This is a genomic window from Leifsonia lichenia (genome assembly GCF_054780215.1).
Genome location: NZ_BAAGWT010000001.1, coordinates 344531 through 364072, shown reverse-complemented (window position 1 = coordinate 364072; position 19542 = coordinate 344531). Strand labels below are relative to the sequence as shown.

General features: G+C 70.9%; 18 protein-coding genes. 12 read left to right on the top strand and 6 right to left on the bottom strand.

Going from position 1 to position 19542, the window contains the following annotated elements; translation table 11 throughout:
* Positions 1-15: 15 nt before the first annotated feature.
* From ACYVGI_RS01725 to ACYVGI_RS01710, 4 genes are all read right to left on the bottom strand, one after another.
* Complete coding sequence (locus tag ACYVGI_RS01725; RefSeq protein ID WP_460630930.1) at positions 16-675, bottom strand: DUF1684 domain-containing protein; 660 nt, start codon at positions 673-675, stop codon at positions 16-18.
* Positions 672-1322 (bottom strand): hypothetical protein, encoded by a 651-nt coding sequence (locus ACYVGI_RS01720; RefSeq protein WP_460630929.1) that lies wholly within the window; start codon positions 1320-1322, stop codon positions 672-674. The genes ACYVGI_RS01725 and ACYVGI_RS01720 overlap by 4 nt, the downstream gene beginning before the upstream one ends.
* A gap of 28 nt (positions 1323-1350) precedes the next feature.
* Positions 1351-2604, bottom strand: coding sequence for an RNA polymerase sigma factor (locus tag ACYVGI_RS01715; RefSeq protein WP_460630928.1), 1254 nt, complete (start codon positions 2602-2604; stop codon positions 1351-1353).
* Positions 2605-2695: 91 nt separating this feature from the next.
* On the bottom strand, positions 2696-3112 hold the full coding sequence (locus ACYVGI_RS01710) for a YciI family protein (protein ID WP_460630927.1): 417 nt from the start codon (positions 3110-3112) through the stop codon (positions 2696-2698).
* A gap of 233 nt (positions 3113-3345) precedes the next feature.
* Between ACYVGI_RS01710 and ACYVGI_RS01705 the strand changes: the two genes are divergently transcribed.
* The 7 genes from ACYVGI_RS01705 to ACYVGI_RS01675 all read left to right on the top strand — a co-directional run bounded on the left by ACYVGI_RS01705 (position 3346) and on the right by ACYVGI_RS01675 (position 14150).
* Positions 3346-3846, top strand: a complete 501-nt coding sequence (locus tag ACYVGI_RS01705; protein ID WP_460630926.1) for an EVE domain-containing protein — start codon at positions 3346-3348, stop codon at positions 3844-3846.
* Positions 3843-4511 (top strand): 2-phosphosulfolactate phosphatase, encoded by a 669-nt coding sequence (locus ACYVGI_RS01700; protein ID WP_460630925.1) that lies wholly within the window; start codon positions 3843-3845, stop codon positions 4509-4511. Before ACYVGI_RS01705 ends, ACYVGI_RS01700 begins: the two co-directional genes overlap by 4 nt.
* A gap of 43 nt (positions 4512-4554) precedes the next feature.
* A complete protein-coding gene (locus tag ACYVGI_RS01695) occupies positions 4555-4857 on the top strand; it encodes a DUF427 domain-containing protein (protein WP_460630924.1) in 303 nt (100 codons plus the stop codon).
* Positions 4858-5242: 385 nt separating this feature from the next.
* Positions 5243-11560 carry a DUF5979 domain-containing protein gene (locus ACYVGI_RS01690; protein WP_460630923.1) on the top strand — a complete coding sequence of 2106 codons (6318 nt, stop codon included), beginning with the start codon at positions 5243-5245 and terminating at the stop codon, positions 11558-11560.
* Between the two features lie 76 nt (positions 11561-11636).
* Complete coding sequence (locus ACYVGI_RS01685; RefSeq protein WP_460630922.1) at positions 11637-12866, top strand: PQQ-dependent sugar dehydrogenase; 1230 nt, start codon at positions 11637-11639, stop codon at positions 12864-12866.
* A gap of 172 nt (positions 12867-13038) precedes the next feature.
* Positions 13039-13536: a hypothetical protein gene (locus tag ACYVGI_RS01680; protein ID WP_460630921.1), complete on the top strand. Its 498-nt coding sequence runs from the start codon at positions 13039-13041 to the stop codon at positions 13534-13536.
* Between the two features lie 107 nt (positions 13537-13643).
* Complete coding sequence (locus ACYVGI_RS01675; RefSeq protein WP_460630920.1) at positions 13644-14150, top strand: SprT-like domain-containing protein; 507 nt, start codon at positions 13644-13646, stop codon at positions 14148-14150.
* Between the two features lie 6 nt (positions 14151-14156).
* Here ACYVGI_RS01675 and ACYVGI_RS01670 read toward each other — a convergent pair whose 3' ends face one another.
* Complete coding sequence (locus ACYVGI_RS01670; protein ID WP_460630919.1) at positions 14157-14768, bottom strand: GNAT family N-acetyltransferase; 612 nt, start codon at positions 14766-14768, stop codon at positions 14157-14159.
* 47 nt (positions 14769-14815) lie between these two features.
* On the opposite strand from ACYVGI_RS01670, the gene ACYVGI_RS01665 reads away from it, so the two are divergent.
* Positions 14816-15448, top strand: coding sequence for a CGNR zinc finger domain-containing protein (locus ACYVGI_RS01665; RefSeq protein WP_460630918.1), 633 nt, complete (start codon positions 14816-14818; stop codon positions 15446-15448).
* 82 nt (positions 15449-15530) lie between these two features.
* On the opposite strand, the gene ACYVGI_RS01660 is transcribed toward ACYVGI_RS01665, so the two are convergent.
* Positions 15531-16604 carry a hypothetical protein gene (locus tag ACYVGI_RS01660; RefSeq protein ID WP_460630917.1) on the bottom strand — a complete coding sequence of 358 codons (1074 nt, stop codon included), beginning with the start codon at positions 16602-16604 and terminating at the stop codon, positions 15531-15533.
* A gap of 130 nt (positions 16605-16734) precedes the next feature.
* Here ACYVGI_RS01660 and ACYVGI_RS01655 point away from each other — a divergent pair, with 130 nt between their 5' ends.
* From ACYVGI_RS01655 to ACYVGI_RS01640, 4 genes are read left to right on the top strand one after another with little or no spacing between them, the layout of a single operon-like run.
* Positions 16735-17181, top strand: a complete 447-nt coding sequence (locus tag ACYVGI_RS01655; protein WP_460630916.1) for a MarR family winged helix-turn-helix transcriptional regulator — start codon at positions 16735-16737, stop codon at positions 17179-17181.
* A gap of 32 nt (positions 17182-17213) precedes the next feature.
* The gene (locus tag ACYVGI_RS01650; RefSeq protein ID WP_460630915.1) at positions 17214-17975 is read left to right on the top strand and encodes a LamB/YcsF family protein; all 762 of its coding nucleotides are present in this window, start codon (positions 17214-17216) and stop codon (positions 17973-17975) included.
* Positions 17972-18625 carry a 5-oxoprolinase subunit PxpB gene (gene pxpB / locus ACYVGI_RS01645; RefSeq protein WP_460630914.1) on the top strand — a complete coding sequence of 218 codons (654 nt, stop codon included), beginning with the start codon at positions 17972-17974 and terminating at the stop codon, positions 18623-18625. Before ACYVGI_RS01650 ends, pxpB begins: the two co-directional genes overlap by 4 nt.
* Positions 18622-19524, top strand: coding sequence for a 5-oxoprolinase subunit C family protein (locus tag ACYVGI_RS01640; RefSeq protein ID WP_460630913.1), 903 nt, complete (start codon positions 18622-18624; stop codon positions 19522-19524). Before pxpB ends, ACYVGI_RS01640 begins: the two co-directional genes overlap by 4 nt.
* Positions 19525-19542: the final 18 nt, after the last annotated feature.

The following is a 19542-nucleotide window of genomic DNA, read 5'->3' as shown; positions in this document are numbered from 1 at the left end:
CTGTGCCGCGCGCTGTCAGTGCTCGGCGTTGTAGCGCTCGCCGACGGGGACCTCGACCGGCAGCGTGTTGCCCGCTTGCGCGAGCGGGCAGGCCCAGGCGGGGTCGTACGCGCAGGACGGGTTGTATGCGAAGTTGAAGTCGAGGACGAGCGTCGCCTCGTCGTCGGCGTCGATGCCGAGGTCGGCGCCTTTCACCGTGTCGATCAGGTAGCGTCCGCCGCCGTACGTTCCGCCCGGCTTCCCCGCGAGGGCGTCTTTCACGGGCACGAAGATCCCGCCGCCGTACGACGCGAGCCGCCACACGTCGAGCGATCCGACGAACGGCACGTGGACCGCCCCGAGCAGTTCGAACGGCACAACGCCGTCCGTGCCGGTCTCGACGTCCATCCGTCGAGCATCCGTCGCGGGGATGATCGGCAGTTCGTACCGCCAGTCCGGGTCGTACGCCACCACGGGCAGCCCGGTGAACGTGTCCCTGTCCTCGGGGAGCAGCGGCGTGGCCGGGTGCGAGGAGAACAGGTCGTTTCGGCACGAGATCCAGTGAGCGTGCGCGGTCGCGGGGTCGGTCGCTGCCATCCGCCGTACGGACGCGTACATCCCGAACACCCGCCGTCGCCAGTCGGCCGTCTGAACAGCGGTGACGGCCCTGGCCGCCTGCGGTGTCTCGATCGTCATGGCTGTTCCTCCCGCTCGGTCGCCGGATGCTCCGGACCATCATCATCTCGCGCATCGCCGGCGGACGCCCCCGAATCGGCCCGCGGCGGGTCATACGCCCAGGTCGGCGCGAGCTTGCGGAGGCGAATCCCGCGCCACTGCCAGAACGCCCACATGGCGTACCAGGCGACCGGCGTGATGACACCGGCCTTCACGATGAGCTGATCCCGGTACAGCGTCCGGAGTCTGCCGTCCGCGTCCGGCCCGGCCGGGTCCGGCGCGATCGCCATCCGGTGGTCGAGGTGCGGGATGGCCGTGAGCAGCCCGCCCGTGCCGCCCCCGCTGTCCCGCAGGATGCGGACGCGCCCGCCCTCGCGCCCAGCGCCGCCGCGCGCAGCGCCGTCGCGCCCGCCGCTCGCCGCGCGCAGCGGCTCGCGCACCTCGGTCGCGCTCAGCCTGATCGCCTGCGTGCCCACCGTGAACGCCCCGAACGCCCGCACATCCACCCGGTGCTCACCGGTGCCCCACACCGTCGGGAACCCCGCAGGCTCGTCCGACCGGAAGTCCACCCAGGGCAGGGAGACCTCGCGGAACGCCGTCGGACTCTGCAGGGCGCGCCAGGCCGCATCCGGATCGCAGTCGAGGAGGAACTTCAGGAGGACCCTCATCTCCCCAGTGTCGCGCATCCGGAGCCCGTCAGCACTCCTCCGCTCTGGCGAGCAGCAGCGCGCGCTCCCGCTCGTTTCCCGTGAGGGCAGCGGCCCGCTCGAACTCCTGCTTGGCCTCGGCGCGCCGCCCGAGCCGGAAGAGCAGGTCCGCGCGCACGGTGGGGAGCAGGTGGTAGCTGCTCAGAGCGCCGTCGATCACGAGCTGATCGACCACGTCGAGCCCGGCCTCCGGCCCGTACGCCATCGAGAGCGCGACCGCCCTGTTCAGTTCGACGACCGCGTTCGGGTGCAGCTCGGCGAGCGCACCGTAGAGGGCGACGATCTCCTCCCAGTCGGTCGCATCGGCCGTCGGAGCCGTGGCGTGGCAGGCCGCGATGGCGGCTTGCAGCGCATACGGACCACGCGCCCTCTCCAGCCGTTCCGACCGGTGCAGCGCGTCGACACCGCGGCTGATCAGGATGCGGTCCCAGCGCGACCTGTCCTGGTCCTGCAGCAGCACAGGCTCTCCCGTGGAGGTGGTGCGAGCGCCGAGCCTGGACGCCTGGAACTCCATCAGCGCCACCAGACCGTGCACCTCCGGCTCGCGCGGGGTCAGCTCGGCGAGCACGCGGCCGAGTCGAAGCGCCTCCTGGCAGAGGCTCGGCCGCATCCAGTCGTCCCCGGCCGTCGCGGAGTATCCCTCGTTGAAGATCAGGTAGACCACTTCGAGGACCGAGCCGAGCCTGGCGGGGAACTCGGACCTGTCCGGCACCTCGAACGGAACCCGAGCCGCGCTCAGCGTGCGCTTGGCGCGCACGATCCGCTGGGCGATCGTGGACGGGGGCACCAGGAAGGCGCGGGCGATCTCCTCCGTCGACAGGCCGCCGAGGAGCTTGAGGGTGAGCGCGACCCGTGACGGCTTGGTGAGCACGGGGTGGCAGGAGATGAAGACGAGACGGAGCAGGTCGTCGTCGATGGTCTCCTCCGCGAGCGTGGCGGGGTCGTCCGCCCCGCGATCGGTCTCGAGGTCGTGGGCGAGCTGGGCGTACCGGTCGCCCAGGCGCTCCTGGCGCCGCCAGCCGTCGATCGCCCTTCGCTTGGCGACCGCAGTGAGCCACGCGCCCGCGTTGCGGGGCACGCCGGACTCCGGCCACTGCTCGAGCGCGGCGACGAGGGCATCCTGAGCCAGTTCCTCCGCCAGTCCGACATCGCCCACCAGGCGGGTGAGCACGGCCACGAGCTTGCCGGATTCGATCCTCCACACGGCCTCGACCGTGCGCAGCGCGTCGTCACGCGCCGTCACGCGTCTCCCCTCCGACCCGTCGGGTGCCCGTCCGCCATCCACGACCCCGTCCGCCATCCGCGACCCCGTCCGCCACCCGCGACCCCGTCCGCTACGCCGTCCGCGGCTCGCCGCCGGCCTCGCGCCAGGCCTTCTCCTTCTGCACGTACACGTTGTCCTGGTCGAAGTCGGCGATGTCGACCACCTTGCGAACCTGCACGCTGCCGGTGGTCAGCGGGATGCGCCGTGCCCACTCCAGGGCTTCCTCGCGGCTCGAGACCTGGATGATCCAGAACCCGGCGATGAGTTCCTTGCTCTCGGTGAACGGGCCGTCGACGACCGTGCGCTCGTCGCCCGCATACTCGATGCGCGCGCCCTCCGAGCTGGGGTGGAGGCCCTCGCCGGCGAGGATCACGCCCGCCTTGACGAGTTCGTCGTTGTACGCACCCATGGCGTTGAGGTCGTCCTCGCTCGGGGTGCCGCCCGCCTCGGTGTTCTCGTCCGCGCTGAGGATGAGCATGTACTTCATGGTGTTCCTTTCGTCTCTCCGACGGCGTTCGCGCCGGATCCGGCGGGCTGTCCCGCCCTCTACCTCCACGTCGAACGAACTGGCCCGGATTCGACATCGGCGGAGGTTTTCTTCTGTGCCAGTCTTCCGGGACCATCGCCTGCGCGTCGAGTGCACCCGAGAATCTGTGGACAACATCCCGGCTGGCGCGGCTGTGAAGGAGCCATGACGGAGGCGTGCGCTACAACTGGAACATGGCGATCCGCTACTGGCTGGGTGTGGTGCAGCAGGACCACGTGCTGCGGGGCGTCGCCGCTGGCATCGCCCAGGTCAATCACGGAGCGAAAGCTCCGCTCGAGCGCATGAACCAGGCGGACGGTTTCGTCTACTACTCGCCCAAGACCACCTTCCCGGAGGGCGAGCCGCTCAAGCAGTTCACCGCCATCGGCCGCATCGCGGACGACGACATCTACCAGACGACCCAGGGCCCGTCGATGCGGGGACCTGCTGCCGACTTCAAGCCGTGGCGCCGACGCGTCGAGTGGGAGCACGACGCGGAGGCGACCCCCATCCGACCGCTGCTTCCCGTGCTCGACTTCACCAGGGACAAGCCGGACTGGGGCTACCAGCTCCGCCGCGGGCTCATCGAGATCACCCGCCACGACTTCGAGCTGATCCGCCGCCAGATGCGCCGCCCGTCACCGGACGACCCACACGCGAAACCGCTCGGACGCCGGGCTACGATGTCCCGGTGACCCAGCTCGCGACCCCATCCACCGCATCCACTGCCACTGCATCCGCCCCGGCCGTAGCCCCGGCCCACGCGCAGGCCAAGTACCAGATCCGGTTCGACTGGGCGGCGGACGGCGCGGCCGCCGTCGCCTCCGACGCCGACATCGTCGTCTGGGTCGACGTCCTCCCGCCCGCCGCCCCCGCAGCGGCGACGGCCCCCGCAGCGGCGACGGCCCCCGCCGTCCCCGCACCCGCCCTGGATGCACTCCCTCCCTTCCCCGCCTCCGCCTCCGTCGTCCTCGGCGGCCTGACCACCGCCTCCGCCGTCGCCGCCTGGGTGCTCGCCGAGCAGGTCAGGCTCGGCAGGCGCGCGATGGTCTCGATCGTCGCGGCGGGTGGGACCACCGCCTCCGGCGCCGTGCGGTTCGCCGTCGAGGACCAGCTCGCCGCCGGGGCGATCGTGGACGCGCTCGCCGGAGTCGGCATCGACTACAGCTCGCCGGAGGCTGCGGCGGCGTGTGCCGCGTTCACCGGGCTGCGCGGGGCGGTCGCGCATCTGCTGACGGCGTCGGCCTCCGGCCAGGAGCACGTGGCGGCCGGTCGCACCCTTTCCGAGATCGCGCCGCTCGGGCGTCTCGACAGCGAGACGACTGTGACCGTGCTGCGAGGGCAGTCGGCCGCGGAATGATCCAGCAGGACACCGTGTTCGGCTCAACAGGAGGTTTGATCCCATGAAAGCTGTTCTGAACGACACCGTGATCGCCGAGGCTCCGGAATCCGAGCTCATCCGCATCGAGGGCAACTGGTATTTCCCGCCCGCGAGCGTCAACGCCGACCTGCTGGTGCCGAGTGACACCCCGTACACCTGTCCGTGGAAGGGTGAGTGCCAGTACTTCTCCGTGAAGGATGGCGACTCCCTGCTGCAGGACCGCGCGTGGAGCTACCCGACGCCGTACCCGAGCTCGTTCGACAGGGTCGGTTCGGACTTCAGCAACTACGTCGCGTTCTGGAAGGACGTGCAGGTCGTCGACTGACGACCCAGCGCACCCAGCGCACCCAGCGCATCCAGCGCATCCAGCGCAGAGGACACCGCCGAGGCATTCGCCCCGGCGGTGTCCGCATTTATGGGGACTGTAACCACAAAGTGGGGTACAACGGTCCTTCCACTCCACCCGCTGAGTGGATATACATGAAGGGCGGAAGAAACTCCCGGAACCCGAACCGGGAGTCGCGCCGCCCGAGCTGACCCGAATCTGCTCGATTGCGCGTGCTTACCCGGCTTCCGCGGAACAGAGACCCGATTCTGTGATTCGTCGCGCTTTCCGTCATGCCCGAAATCCGTTCAGCAGCTCCACAGCAAAGCATCGAGACAGCAGCGCTCTCGCCTTCGGGCGACTGAAGCGCCTCGGTGCGGTCTCCGTGGCTCTCGTCGTCGCCCTCGTGGGCGGCAGCGTGGTCGCGGGACCGGCGTTCGCGGCGACCGCGTCCCTCACCGTCGACAAGTCCGTCGACGGCAAGGCTGCGGTCGCCGTGACGAACGGGTCGGAGTTCACGTACACCGTGATGGTCGGCTGCGACGACAACGACTGCGTCGACGCCAAGCTGGTGGATGCGCTCCCCGCCCAGTTCGCCGGGTTCAGCATCCTGGAGACCAGCGTCTCCCCGAGCTCGAAGCCGTTCACCAAGACGCTGACCGGATGCACGAACACCGTCACCTCGTCGTGCGTGCTCACCGTGCTCTTCACCGACACGGTCGCCGGCGGCGTCGGCATCCCGGCCGGTGGCACATACCGGGTGACGGTGACCATGAAGGCCCCGCAGAACCTCGCGCCCGACTGGGCGTACAACGGCGTCGCCGTGACGAACACCGCGCTCGGCACGTCGTCGACAGCACCGGATGCGCGTGGCTCGGCGGACGTGACCGTGAACATCCCCGTCTCCGTGGACGAGAAGGTCGGGAAGACCTGGGCCCCGGCGAACCAGCAGTTCGCGCCGGGTGCGAACTCGACCGTCACCCTGACCAGCCAGAACACTTCGAACGTCCCTGCCGCGAAGCTCGCCGTGCAGGACCCGACCGCCGCGCAGGACGGCGCGGCCGGCCTCGACGCGGCCAACCCGTTCGCGATCGTCGACTTCGCCGGATTCGGCGCTGTGAGCCTTCCTGCCGGGGCCGACCTGGTGCAGGTCGACGCGTACGTGTACGACAGCGGCTCGAACGCCTGGAAGTGGCAGACGGGCCCTCCGGCTTCCGCCGCAGACATCCAGCTTCCCTCCGGCGTCGCGCCGGCAGACGTGGCCGGTCTCCGCTTCAGCTACACCAGCAGCACCGGAGCCACGATCGCCGCGAACGGCGCAGCGGGCAGTGTCGCCGTCACCGTCGCGCAGCGCGCAGACAACCGCATCACCTCCGCTTCCCTGGTCGGCGGCGCGACCGTCACCAACAAGGTCACCGGCACCGTCACCGTTCCCGGCAAGCCGGAGGTCTCCAAGACCGCGCAGGCGCCGTTCACCATCGGCGGCCTGAACGTCGTGGTCAGCGCCGGAAAGACCATCGCGCCTGCCCGCATCCCCGCCGGAACCACGGCGACAGCCTCGATCACGGGCAAGAACGACTCGAACGGGCCGCTCACCGCGCTCACTCTGAGCGACCGCGACTTCTTCACGGACTCGCTCGGCTTCGGCGGCTTCGCGGCGCCCCTGGCATACCCGTCCGGCGCGACCGGCGCATCCGTCGTCTGGTTCTTCTCCGACGGCAGCAGCGCCGCCGTTCCATTCCTCGACGGTGCGACGCCCGTTCCTCCCGCCGCCCCCGCCGGAGCCCACCTCACCGGCTTCGACCTCACGTACACCGGTTCGGTCGCGGTCGGCGCGATCGCCGGGGCGCAGTTCCTGATCGCCCCCGCCGCCGACTACATCGCCGAGAGCGACAGCCCGGCAGACGTGACGAACACCGTGAAGGTCACCGGAACGAACCCGGCCGGCACCGCGAGCAAGACGGCGACGGCGCCGCTCAAGGTCTTCTACCCGGAGATCTCGCTGAAACTGGCGAAGTCGATCTCGCCGTCCGGCGCCGTGTCGCCGGGGTCGACCGTCGTGGCCAAGCTTCCCGCGACCACGTCCACCGACTCCGCATACGTGCGGCCGAACACCATCGTGGTCGAGGACGTCTGGCGTCCTGGCACGGCCAACGACTTCTACAACGCGTTCAACCCGATCGCGATCGCTCCGACGCAGGTGCCGCTCGGCTCGACGATGACCGTCGAGTACTCGACCGACGGGGGAGCGACGTACACGGTCCTGACGGTCGTGGACGCGACGGCGGCCGCGCAGAACTACAGCGCCGCGCTGCCGGCTGGGCTCGTGGGCAGCATCACCGGCCTGCGTTTCACCTTCGCGAACCCGGCCGGATTCGCGCAGGGGACGACGGTGAGCCCGAACGTCACCGCGCAGGCGCGCGCCGACCTGCGCGACGGCACAGGCACGACCTCGGTCGCCAACGGGGCCGCGAGCACCTACCAGAACCAGGCGAAGTCGCACGCGTCCGGCGTCATCGCCGGCGCACCGCCCGTGGTCAGCGACGAGCTGACCGCGAACGCCAACGCCGCCATCCGGAGCACGAGCGGAACCGGCTCGCTCGGCACCGCCAAGAAGTGGACGAAGCCGGATCTCACCGGCGACCTGACCGAGCTGCCGTCGCAGTCCGGCCAGCAGGCCGGCACCGTGCTCTCCTGGGGTGTCACAGACACCGGATACAGCTCGGTGACCATCTCCGACCCCGCCTCCAACGAGACCGACCCGTCGCAGACCGTCTTCCAGGCGTTCGACCTGGTGCGGATCGCGCCCGTCTCCTTCGCCTCGCAGCCGCTGCTGAAGTGGGATGCCGTCACCGAGGTGTGGCTGTTCCACGACAACGCGTGGAACCTGGTGGCAGCCCCGGGCGGCACCTGGATGAACGGAACGGGCTTCAAGGGATACACCCTCAGCGCGACCGAGCTGCGGGACACCACAGGGGTGCGCATCACCGTCGCTCCGAACGACACAGGGCGCGCCGCATCCACCGACCCGACAGCCCCTCCGGTCGGCTCGGGAATCGCGACCGTCGCGTTCGGTCAGTCGCGCAGCTTCGGCCTGGTCTGGCAGCTCCGCAACCTGCAGCGGAACCCCGCCGACCTCGCCCACCCGTTCGCGACGGCGAGCACGGCGTTCAACGACCCGACGCCGGGAACCGTCTGGAACCGCAGCTCGGCGTCCGGCGTGCACAACGGAACGCCGGTGGGCCCGGTGAACGCCTCGGACAACATCGCCCTGATCGACCAGCCGCCGCTCGTCGACGTCGCGAAGACGAGCGAGCACACGACGATGGTCGTGCCGAAGGCCGGCGACGTGGATGCGGGAGACTACCCGCGCAACGACTTCACCATCACGGCCACCAACGCGGCAGCGGCCCGCGCCTCGTACATCAGGGTGACGGACCCGTCGCCGTGCGACAGCGCATCCATGGGCGACTGCCTCTCTGCGGCGAACGCCTGGGCGACCGACCCGTTCGCCGGCGCGAGCTACAGTGCGGCCAGCCCGTTCGAGCGGCTGAACCTGACGAAGATCGCGTTCGCCATCCCGGCCGGTCAGGTCGACGCTGCCGCATCGCGGGTGACGCTCTGGCACCGTGCGGCAGACGGCACGCTCAGCACCACGTCGCTCCCGATGATCCAGGCCGTGGTGCTCCAGGCGGCAGACCTCGTGGATGTGGTCGGCGTCAGCGTCGTCTACCAGGGCACAGACCCCGCGGCGAACGGCGGGTCGATCGCCGGCGGCCAGAAGCTCTCGATGATCCTGAGCACGCAGGTGCGGGTCACCCAGCGCAGCCTCCCCTCGGCAGAGGTGAAGGCCTTCCGCGTCGACAACTACGCCTTCGCGCAGGGCTACGACCCCGTGCTCTACCCGACCGGCCAGGGCTCGCAGCCGAGCGACAGCGACAACGCCGGTCTGACGCTCACCACAGCCACGCTGGACGTGAAGGCGTCGAAGAGCTTCTCGACGCCGTCGGTGCTCGAGAAGGACAGGCACGCACCCGTCGCCGTCACCCTCACCGCGAACCAGGGCCAGGCGACCGCCGCCACCCACCAGCTCACCATCGCGGATGTGGACCAGGCGTTCTGGAACGAGTTCGCGCTCACCGGTCTCTCCGCAGCAGACGTCGCGCTCCCCGCAGGAGCCGACCAGGTGCGGGTGGATGTGCAGACGGGTGGCACAGCCACCTGGATCACCGGCACGACCGCCGCGACGGCCTCGTTGCCGACGACCGCCGTCGACCAGATCACGGGCATCCGGTTCGTGTTCAGCCGAGCGGACGGCGGGCTTTTCAGCCGCACCACCATCCCGGCGAACTTCACCGCCACTGCCGTCCTGCATGTGCAACTGCGGGATGCGGCACGCGACGGTTCCGCGATCGTCTTCCCGAGCACAGTGGCAGACACCGTGACCGCCCTGACGCACCGCACGGACAACCCCGCCGTGTACGCGGACCGGACGGACGACGCCTCCGCGAGCATCGCCCTGCTGACCGGAACGCACAGCCTCGACGTCTCGAAGACGCCGGAGAACAGCGTGCACACGGTGAGCGTCGGCGACCCGAACCTCTGGACGCTGACCTTCGCCAACACCGGGACCGGGTTCGTCGACGTCACGAAGCTCGTCGACACCCTGCCGGGCTCGCTCGTGTGGGACGGCGAGGCGCCGACGTACGCGACGACGCCGGGCGGAACGCTCTCCGTCACGCCGACGGCCGCGCTCGACCCTGCGACGGGAGAGCTCACGCTCACCTGGCCGGCCGGCGGCGCGCGGATGTCGCCGGGCGAGCGGTTCACCGTTCTGCTGAACCTCGTGCTCCAGCCCGGCCTCACCGGAACGCAGCAGGCCGTCAACCAGTTCTCCGTCAGCACGACGCAGACCCTGGATGCGTGCACCAACACGTCCGGCAACGGCCAGGGCGTGCTCTCCGGCCTCGCGGCGAACGCCTGCGGCACGAGCAACTACGTGCAGCCGATCTCCGGCCCGTCGCTCTACACGAGCAAGGGCGTGAAGGGCGACGTGGTCGACGGCATCGTCACGGGCGCGGTCAACGTGACCAACCCCGGCGCCGCCTGCCTCCCGGACGCCGACGGATACTACGTGTCTCCGTGTGCGGCGAACACCGTGGTCGGCGGAACGGACCAGTGGCGCCTGCGCGCGATCAACAGCGGCACGGTGACGTACGACGCGCTCGCGTTCGTCGAACCGCTGCCGACCCCCGGCGACCGGATGCTCGCCACCGGTTCCGCCCGCGGCTCCACCTACCGCCCGGTGTTCGACCCCGCGTACGGTCTCGTCGCCGACGCGCCGGCCGGCACGACCACCACCTGGGAGGTCACGACCGCGCCAGACGTCTGCGTCGGCGCGGGAGCGACCGCCTGGCCGAGCGATCCGACCTGTTCGGCGAACCCGGTCGCGTCCGAGTGGACGCCGTCCACCGCGTTCACCGGTGACTGGTCGGCCGTGACGGGCATCCGCGTGACGCTCGACTTCACCACCACGGCCGCCGGCACCCTCCCGCCCGGCGCCACGGTCGGTGCGACCTACCGCACGATCAACCGCCCGGCGACCGCCGCAGCTCCGGATGGGGCTCCCGTCTCGATCGCGTCCGGTGCCTCGTACGCGTGGAACCAGTTCGGTGCAACGGCAGCGCTGACGGGCGGAGGAACGGTGCGCCGCGCTCCCGTGAAGGCCGGTGTGACGCTCGTCACCGGTCCTCTGCAGGTCGACAAGGTCGTCACAGGGTCGGCGGCCTCCGCCGCCCCCGCCGAGTTCCTGGCCGATGTGACCTGTACGGTCGCCGGGGCTCCCGTCGACCTCGGCGCCGCCGCTCAGGTGTCGCTCGCGACCGCGACAGGGCTGACCGCCCGCATCGACGGCATCCCGCTGGGCGCAGAGTGCACGGTCGCAGAGCACGGAGCGCCGGGAAGCTACGGCGAGGCCGACCGCTCCATCTCGGCGGGCACGATCCACATCCTGTCCACGGAGCAGGCCGGTGCCGTCCCCGCCGACCAGACGACGACGATCACGAACACCTACGAGTTCGGGGCGTTGTCGATCGGCAAGACGGCCAAGGCGCTGAGCGTCATGGAGAAGGACGCGGTCGAGTACACGATCACCGTCACCAACCAGGGCGCGCTCGACGCGACGGCGTTCACCGTCACCGACACGCTGCCGGCCGGCTCGACCTTCGTCTCCGCCGACCAGGGCGGCACGGAGAGCAACGGTGTCGTGAGCTGGCCGATCGCACTGCTGAAGCGGGGCGCATCCATCGACCTGCACGTCACGCTCACCTTCGCGAAGGCGGGAACGTACGCCAACATCGCGACCGTGAGCACGCCCCCTGTCGGGCCGTGGAAGCCGCCGACGACGGACGGCACCTGCACGGGCAAGCCGGACGCCGCCTGCTCGCAGGTCGTCGTGAACAAGCCGGTCGACCCGTCTGGGCCAGGCGAGCCCGGCGGCCCAGGCACGACGCCGACGCCGACGCCGACGCCTCACCCGACGTTCACCACGACTCCGACGCCTGGCCCCGGTGCGAGCTCGGCGGCAGGCGGCCTCGCGGCCACCGGCTCCACCGGCGACTACCTCCTCGTCGCCGGCTGGGCGGCGCTGCTGATGCTGATCGGCGCGGCGTTCGTCGCCCGCCGCAGGCGCGGCCAGGCGTAGCGCAGCCTGAACGGCCGCTCGGACCGTGGGGTTACCATGACCCCACGGTCCGCGCAGTCGAGAGGGAGGCAGCGCCATGAACCGAGCAGCAGGAGCCGGAACGCCGGGAGGCAGAGCAGGCGTCGTCGGCGTCCGGCCACTCCGGCGCAGCGTCGTGCTCGCCGCTGCCGTGTTCGCCGTCGCCGGCGCTCTCGTCGCGTGCACGGCCCCCGCCCCGGTGCCGCAGCCGACCGCGACCAGGAACCCGGCTCCGCGGCCGTCGCCCACCACGAGCATCCCCGCCATCCCCGCCATCCCGTGGCAGCCGTCCGGTCAGACGACGGTGCTCGAGACCGGCCTGAACGCGCCGTGGTCGGTCGTGCCGCTCGCCAGCGGCTCTGCGCTCATCAGCGAACGGGACAGCGGCACCGTCCTCGAACGGCTGCCGCAGGGCGGGATGCGCACAGTCGGCACCGTACCGGGCGTCGTCCACTCCGGTGAGGGCGGTCTGCTCGGACTGGCCGTCAGGAAGGAGTCGGCGCCGCGGTATCTCTACGCGTACGAGACGACCTCCGCCGACAACCGCGTGGTTCGGATGCCGCTGACCGGCGTGCCGGGCAGCTACGCGATCGGCGCGCCGGAGAACGTGATCACGGGCATCCCGAAGGCGTCCAACCACGACGGAGGGCGCCTCGCCTTCGGTCCGGACGGGAGGCTCTACATCACCGCAGGCGACGCCTCCGATCCGGCGAACGCGCAGAACGTCGCCTCGCTGGGCGGCAAGATCCTGCGCGTCACCCCGGACGGCGGCGTCCCGGGCGACAACCCGTTCCCCGGCTCGCCCGTCTGGTCGTACGGGCACCGCAACCCGCAGGGCATCGGCTGGGACTCGCACGGCACGATGTGGGCGAGCGAGTTCGGACAGAACACCTGGGACGAGCTCAACATCATCACGCCCGGCGCGAACTACGGCTGGCCGAACGTGGAGGGGATCGGTGGAGACCCGAAATACACCGACCCCGTGCACCAGTGGCCGACCGACCAGGCGAGCCCAAGCGGGCTGGCCATTGTGGGCGACACGATCTTCATGGCGGGCCTCGGCGGCCAGCGACTCTGGACGATCTGGTCGAGCGCCGGTCGCGCCCCGGTGACCGTCGAGCCGTTCTTCGACGGCGACTTCGGACGGCTGCGGGATGCTGTGGCGCACGGCGACACGCTGTGGCTGCTCACCAACAACACCGACGGCAGAGGCGACCCGCGCTCCGGCGACGACAAGCTCATCCAGGTGGCGCTCGTCCCGGCGCAATCCGTCAAGCACCCCGGCTGATCGACGTGTCGCGTTAGTCTGGGATGGTTACACGATCTGGAGCAGAACCCTGAGCATCATCCTCGGCTACGACCCGACCACCCTGCGCGAGCGCGTCGACCTGCGTGCGGCCGGCCTGAGGCTCGACGAACTCGGCGGCCTGCGAAGCCTCAGCGCCCTCAACGAGAAGACCGTGCTGCTGCGTCTGCTCGGTCGGCTGGACGAGGCGATGCAGGTGGGCAACGAGGCCGTGCGCCAGGCGCGGTTCACCGGCGACAGGGAGCAGCTCCTCGGCGCGCGCGTCCGCCGGGCGCAGGTCCTGCAGTTCCAGGGCAAGCTCGACGAGGCGATCACCGAGCTCACCGGATGCGTCGACGAGGCCCACGCGCACGAGTGGACGGCTCTCGAGGCCTTCGCGACCCAGAACCGCGGCAAGGCGTACTTCGATGCGGAGGACTACGACAACGCGCTGGCCGATGTGACCGCCGCCGTCTTCCTCCGCGAGAAGCTGGGGGCTTCGCCGAGCGACATCGAGAGCTCCCTGATCGCGGTCGCGGTGGTCAAATCGTTCGCGGACGCGCACCGCGGCGAGAAGGACGAGGCGGCAGCGGCAGCGTCGGAGCGGCGCGGTCCCGACGCCGCGAACCGTGCCCCTGAGCCGCAGGAGACGTCGTCGGACGACGCGCGCTGAGCGTGCTCCGCACGGCCTCCCGGCCTGGAAGGGCGGCGCGAAACGCGCGTAGGATTCTGGCATGAGTTGTTCGGCCGTCGAGCGCATCCACCCGGTGGTGGACGCTGATGGCTGATCTGGAACGCGTCAGGCGCTGGGCGAACGCGCTGATCGCCCTGCATCTCGACCCGTCCGTGTGGACGTTCGATTTCGACAACGCGAAGACGCGCGCGGGCCTGTGCAACTACACGGCCAAGCGCATCACCGTCTCCCGCTATCTGGCCGCTCGCTACGACGACGACGAGATCCACCAGATCCTGCTGCACGAGGTCGCCCACGCGCTGGCCGGCTCACGCGCCGGGCACGGTCCTCGCTGGCGGGCGACGGCCATCGATCTCGGCTACGAGGGCAAGCGCCTGCACGGCGGGGCGATCGCCGACGACCTCGCGCCCTGGGTCGGCACCTGCCCGCGCGGTCACACGCACTACCGCTATCGCAAGCCGGCCAGGGCGCTCGCCTGCGGCGCCTGCTCCCGTCGATTCGACGCGGCGAACCTCATCTCGTGGCAGCATCGCGAGGTCTCGGCGGCGCAGCGCCGCATGGCGGCATCGGCCGCGAGCGAGCAGGGGAACTGAGGGCGCTCAGGCGCCTGTCGCCGCGAGTCGCGCATCCAGTCCGGCCCGCACCTCCGGCCACTCCTCGCGCAGGATCGAGAACACGGCGGTGTCGCGCCAGGTTCCGTCCGCGCGCCGCTGCATGTGGCGGAGGACGCCCTCCGGCTTCGCGCCGAGGCGTTCGATGGCAGAGCGCGAGCGGGTGTTGAGCACGTCTGCCTGCAGTTTGACGCGCTCGAAGCCGTTGTCGAACGCCGTTCCGAGCAGCAGGCGCTTGGTCTCCGCGTTGACGCGGGTGCCCCAGACCTCTGGTGCGTACGCCGTCCAGCCGATGTGGGCGGACTCGTTCACGAGGTCGAAGTCGCCGAGGGTGGTCGTGCCGACGATGCGGTCGCCGTCGTTGCGCAGGCAGACGGCGGTGACGTTGCCTGTGCCCCACTGCAGGTACTTCACGATGAACTCGTGCCATTCCTCGTAGGTGTCGCGGTAGGCGGCCGGGCCGCCTCCCCAGCCACCGGCGAAGACCTCCGGGTGTCCGATGGCGTCGAACAGGTCGGGCAGGTCTTCGCGGCTGAGCGCCCGCAGGCGCACGACGCTGCCGTCGATGATGTGGGTCGGATCTGGGCGAGTGGCGGCCATCCGCTCAGTATCCCATCCGGCGTCGCGTAACCGACTATATTGGTTACATGGCGATCGCTGCGATACTCACCAACGGCACCGGACAGTGGATGGATTCGGCCGATGGCCAGCACTTCTGGTTCGACTCCGGTGCGCTGGCACTCGACTTCTCCTACGCCGGAGGGCTCGACCAGGACGGCGGCGAATGGCAGACAGTCCATGATGCCAAAGAACTGAACGACTGGCTGACCGCCCGCTTCCCCGAGGTCGCCCCCACCGCCGGTGACCGGGAGTTCCGGGATGCTGCGGCCCTCGGCTCCGCGATCGGGCGCCTGGCCAGGCAGCAGAGCCGCGGCGAGACGCTGCGCCCGGAGGATGTCGACGTGGTCAACCTGTTCGCCGCGACCCCGGACATCCCGCCCGTGCTCGCCGGCGGCGGTCGTCAGGCCGGCCGCACCAACGCCCGCCCGCACCAGGCGCTCGCCACAGTGGCCAGGGATGCGGTCCGCCTGTTCTCCGCGGAAGCCGACGGTCGCATCCGCGAGTGCTCCGCCGACGACTGCGACCTCGTCTACCTCGACACGTCGCGCTCCGGCAATCGCCGCTGGTGCTCGATGCAGCGCTGCGGCAACCGCGCCAAGGTGCGCGCCCACCGCGCCCGCGCCGCCGCCAGCTCCGCCAGCTCCACCCCCACCCCCTGATCCACGCAATCGAGCCCAGCCTTTTTCCCCTTAAGACGCGTTCTTAAGGGGAAAAAGCCTGGGCTCGATTGCTGCGCGCGGGTCAGGCGGCGATGACCGACTCCTCCTCGGCTGCGGTGACGAGGCGGTGCTCGTCGGCGATGCGCCGCTTGCGCGCGCTGAAGAGGTGGGTCGCGCCGATGAGGGCGAGGCCTGCCGCGGCCCAGAGTGCGAGCCGGAGCCCGTCGAAGCCGAACGCCTGGCCGGGGAAGTAGGTCAGTGCCTTCGCCGCATCCAGCCAGGCTGCCCCGTTCCAGAAGGTGTTGAGCCCGGCGAACAGCGCCGGCGACAGCGATGCGGCGAAGATCCCGCCCGAGCTCGTGAAGTTGAGCATCACGAACAGCATCGTGAGCGCAGGCGTCGTCCACTTGCCGAGCACGGGATGCAGTCCGATGCCGATCGTGACGATGCCGAACACGTACAGCGCGCCGAGCAGCCAGATGCTCCACTCGTTCCCGGAGAGCACGCCGTAGATCGGTCCGGCGACCACCACGCCGATCCCTGCGACCACGAGGGCGACGCCGGCGGCGATCCCGATGCGCCAGCCCATCCCGAGCTTGGCGGTGACGGCGGCGACCGCGATGGCGCTGGCGTATGAGCCGACGCTGAGCGCCACGAGCAGGAAGAACAGGCCCTGGCCCGTGCCGTCCTTGACCGCGGCGGGACGCACGTCGTCGATGGTGACGGGAAGGTGCTGCTGGTACGCGATGGGGAGGAACAGCTTGGTCGCGGCTTCCGCCGTGGTCGCCGAGCTGGCCGTCGAGACGATGATCGTGGCGTGGGTGGCGTCCGTCTCGTAGGCGGCGGCGAGCTCCTGGCTCTCCACCTTCGCCCGGGCGGTGGAGGCGTCGGCGACGGTGGTCACATCGAGCTCCTTCGCCGCCGTGTCGTTGAGGGTTTGCGCGAAGACGTCCGCCGCTGGACCGGTGCCGACGATGGCGACAGGCAGGTCGTGCGGCTCCGGCTGGTGGAAGGCGCCGAGGTATGCCAGCGCCATGCCCGCGGCCAGGAACAGCGGAATGAGAAGGTGCGATCCGAGAGCTTTCCAGAACGGGGCCGGCGGCCAGATCGACCGTCGCTGCTGGACGGGCATGGGAGCGATGCGGTGCGTGGACATACCGGTGCTGTCTCGTTTCTGCTGGCGGAGGGGGGTGGGTGGGAGATGGGGAGGGGGATACATAGTTGCGCTATGCAACATCCATTCTTGCACAGTGACTGTTGCATAGTGCAACCGATATCCTGGACTCGTGAGCACGCACCCCGAGCAGAAGGCCGATCGCGACGACATCATCGCCAGCATCGGAGCCGAACTGACCACCGTCGCCCGCCGCGGCACGGCAAGGGTGCGCCGCGCGAACGAAGCCCTCTCCTTCGTGGACCAGTCGCTCCTCAGCCACATCGGCGCCAACCCCGGCTGCCGCGCCGTCGACATCGCCGCGCACTTCCAGCTCAACCGCTCCACCGTCTCCCGCCAGCTCGCCGCGCTCGCCGAGTTCGGCCTCGTCGCCTCCGCCGAGCCGGATGCGTCCCGCGGCCAGGCGCTCCGACTCACGGATGCGGGCACGGCGGCGTTGCGCGACGCCGCGAGCACCGTGCAGGCGGCCCTCACGACGCGCCTGTCCGGCTGGACGGCCGACGAGCTGCGCGCCTTCGCCACCATGCTCGCCCGCTACAACGACGACCAGGAGGCGTGACGCGCGGCGCGGCGAGCCGACACAATGGACGGGTGGAACGTTCGATCGACCTCAACAGCGACCTCGGCGAGTCGTTCGGCGCGTGGACGCTGGGCGACGATGCGGCGATGCTGCGCCTGGTGTCGAGTGCCAACGTGGCGTGCGGCTTCCACGCAGGCGACGCATCCACGATGCTCGCCTCCTGCAGGCTCGCAGCGGAGAACGGCGTCGCCGTCGGCGCTCACGTCTCCTATCGCGACCTCGCCGGATTCGGCCGCCGCAGCATGGACGTGCCGCCTGACACACTGCACGACGAGGTGCTCTACCAGCTCGCCGCCCTGAGCGGAATCGCACGGGTGGCTGGAACGCGCGTCTCGTACGTCAAGCCGCACGGTGCGCTCTACAACCGCATCGTCGCCGACCGCGAGCAAGCCGGGGCGGTGGCGCGTGCCGTCGCGGCCTTCGACCAGACGCTCCCTCTGCTCGGGCTGGCCGGATCCGCCATCGCGGAGGCGGCACGGGATGCCGGCCTCCGCTTCGTCAACGAGGCGTTCGTCGATCGCGGCTACCGCGCAGACGGCACCCTGGTGCCGCGCACTGAGCCGGGCGCCGTCCTCTCCGGAGACGCCGCCATCGCCGAGCGCGCGGTGCGCCTCGCGCTGGATGGACGCGTCGTCGCGGAGGACGGCACCGACATCGCGGTGCGGGTCGACTCGCTGTGCGTGCACGGCGACACCCCGGGCGCCGTCGCCATGGCCGCGGCGGTGCGCGCCGCATTGACCGGCGTAGGCGTGCGCGTCGAGGCGTGGCGATGACCGGCGGCGCCCTCGGAAGCACCCTCCGCGGCGCTCTCCCCAGGATCCTCCCGAACGGCGACCACGGCCTCCTGGCCGAGCTCGACGATCTGGATGCGGTGCTCGCCCTCTACCGCGCGCTCGAACGCACCCGTCCACACGGCGTGATCGACCTGGTGCCCGCCGCCCGCACGATCGGCGTCACCGTCGACCCCTCCGTCCTCCCGCTGAGCGTCGCGGCGATCTGGCTCGCGCACACCGAGCCTGAGCCGCCGCACGCCGCGGAGGCGCGCGTCGTCGAGGTGCCCGTCCGCTACGACGGCGACGACCTGGCTGAGGTGGCGGCGCTGCTCGGGATGCGGCCGGCCGAGGTGGTCGCGCTGCACACCGCATCCACCTGGCTGGTCGCGTTCTGCGGGTTCGCGCCGGGTTTCGGCTATCTGGTCACCGACCACGACCGTCTCGTGGTGCCACGCCGAGCCACCCCGCGCACGGCCGTCCCCGCCGGGGCGGTGGGCCTCGCGGGGGAGTTCAGCGGCGTGTACCCGCGGTCGAGTCCCGGCGGCTGGCAACTGATCGGCACGACGGACGCGACCGTGTGGGACACGTCGGCCGAAACGCCGGCGCTGCTCTCACCCGGCACGGCAGTGCGGTTCGTGGAGACGTCGTGAGCATCGTGGTCGTCGAGCCCGGCCCGCTCGCCGTCGTCCAGGACCGCGGCAGGCCCGGTCTCGCACATCTCGGCGTCAGCCGCTCCGGCGCGCTCGACAGGGCTGCGCTCGCGCTCGGCAACCGCCTGGTCGGCAACGACGATGGATGCGCGGGGCTCGAACTCCTCTTCGGCGGGTTCGCCGCGCGGTTCGACGCCCCCGCCTGGTTCGCCGTGACCGGCGCGGCCGGCGCCATCGCGCTCGACGGCCGAACCGTGGACCTGCACCTCGCGCAGCACGCGGAGGCGGGAGCCGTGCTCACCATCGCGGCTCCTGCTGTCGGGGCGCGCAGCTATCTCGCCGTCCGCGGCGGCATCGTCGCGGAGCAGGTGCTCGGTTCGCGGTCCTCCGACCTGCTGTCGGGGCTCGGGCCGTCCCCGCTGCGCGCCGGCGACGTGCTCGGGGTGGGCGAGCATCCCCTGGCCGAGGTGCCGCTGCTCGACTTCGTGCCGGTCGCGGAGCCGGGCGCGGACGTGGTGGAGGTGCGCGCGCATCCTGGCCCACGAGCCGACTGGTTCACGGCCGCCGCCCTGGATGCGTTCTACGCCGTGGAGTGGCGGGTGAGCGTGTCGAGCAACAGGGTCGGCGCGCGGCTCGATCCTCCGCGCGGACCGGCGCACGCCGCGGGGGTGGAGAAGCATACCGTGCCGTTGCTGGAGCGCGCCGTCGCCGCCGAGCTGCCGAGCGAGCCGTTGGTCGCGGGCTCGGTGCAGGTGTCGCCGGACGGCAGACCGACCGTGCTGCTGGCCGACCATCCCGTGACAGGCGGATACCCCGTCATCGCCGTGGTCGCCGACGCCTCCCTCGACGCCTTCGCCCAGCTCCGCCCCGGCCAGCGGGTCGCCTTCCGCCACGCTTGACTCCGCGCAGCAATCGAG